The following is a 391-nucleotide window of genomic DNA, read 5'->3' as shown; positions in this document are numbered from 1 at the left end:
TGGCTGCACATCGAACCCCTCGCCGCGCTCTACGGACAGGTCGGCCAACTCGTCCGCGACGGGGGCGTCTTCATGAACGCCGACCATATGCGGCACGAGGGTACGCCCCGGATCGACGCCGCCGTCAGGGCGGGCGAGCTGCACGCCATGGAGCGTGCCAGGGCCGACGGTGCGCTGGACTGGCGCGAGTGGTGGGGCGTGGCGGCGAAGGACCCGGCGCTGGCCGGGCCGACCGCGCGGCGGTACGAGATCTACGGCGAGCACGCGGACGGTGAGATGCCGCCGCTCGACTGGCATGTGGCGACCCTGAAGGGCGCCGGGTTCGGGGAGGCGCGGGGCGTGTGGGCCTCGCCGGGGGACTCGCTCGTGCTCGCGCTGAGGTAGCTGAAGC

General features: G+C 73.4%; 1 pseudogene. It reads left to right on the top strand.

Annotation, left to right across the window (positions count from 1 at the left end):
- A pseudogene (locus J0695_RS37460) lies at positions 1-384 on the top strand (SAM-dependent methyltransferase); the annotation flags it as partial.
- Positions 385-391 lie beyond the last annotated feature (7 nt).

Source organism: Streptomyces beijiangensis (assembly GCF_017315755.1).
In the GTDB taxonomy this organism is placed as follows: Bacteria; Actinomycetota; Actinomycetes; order Streptomycetales; family Streptomycetaceae; genus Streptomyces; species Streptomyces beijiangensis.
Note: the sequence above shows the minus strand (reverse complement) of the source record. Positions and strands in the feature narration are given on the sequence as shown.